The organism is Endothiovibrio diazotrophicus (assembly GCF_054657215.1).
In genome coordinates this window covers 1-819 of the sequence record NZ_BAAHXB010000288.1, presented here as the reverse complement: position 1 = coordinate 819, position 819 = coordinate 1, and the positions used below count along the sequence as shown (strand labels likewise).

Annotated in this window: 1 pseudogene; it reads left to right on the top strand. The window is 58.1% G+C overall.

Features of this window, described 5'->3' with window-relative positions:
* A pseudogene (locus ACYQ2W_RS26470) lies at positions 1-819 on the top strand (transglutaminase domain-containing protein); the annotation flags it as partial.

Here is an 819-nt window from a genome sequence, read left to right as displayed (position 1 = left end):
GGATCAGGCGCAACTTGCGGCGCTCTCCCGGGAGGATATCCTGGGGGACATGTTCTACGCGGGGACCCTCGGCTACTTCGCCGAGAGTCAGGGACTGGCCCACGTGATGACGCTCCAGCAGAAGGCGCATATGCAGCAGCTGCCCTCCGGCGGCACCTACGGGTATGTGCCGCAGGTGGATTACTTCTGGGGGCTGCCCAATGCGATCCGTACCGGCGGAATATCGATGGACCTCGACGCGCTAAATATTACCGCGCAAACAGATGACGGGACGAACAAGTTCAATCTGGTGTTTCAGCTCGGGGCGCTCAGCTCGGCGCTGGAGCATGCGATTCCGGAGCAGATGTTTGTGACCGCGGACAACCCTGGTGAGGCGGTCTCGACGGTGAAGGCGCTCTCCAAGGCGGCGCAGCAGGGGCAGAAGATCTATCACATCACGCAGGCGAACCTCTCCACCGCTTTGGCTGACATTCGGTTGGATGACGCCACCGTTCAGGAGATCAAAGACGCAGTTGCTACGGGTAAGGAAGTGATTACCCATACCGATCCGATCAGTGTGCCGGGATGGAATGGGGCGGGGTATGCGGTGTTTGATCCCGTCAAAGGGGATGGGGCTTGGCGGATTGGTGGTGGATTGAATGGATCAGTGCTAAAGGCTATAGGGGTTACCGCCAAAATAGCAGCATATTTTTATGGGTTCTTGTCTGCGCTTGCCAGAGCGTTTGCTGGCGGTGTCAAGGCACTTGGTACGGCATCGGTGTTTCTTGGGCTGACAGGGTTTTTGTTGGGGGTAGTAGATTCTTCGATGCGCTGCTCTGG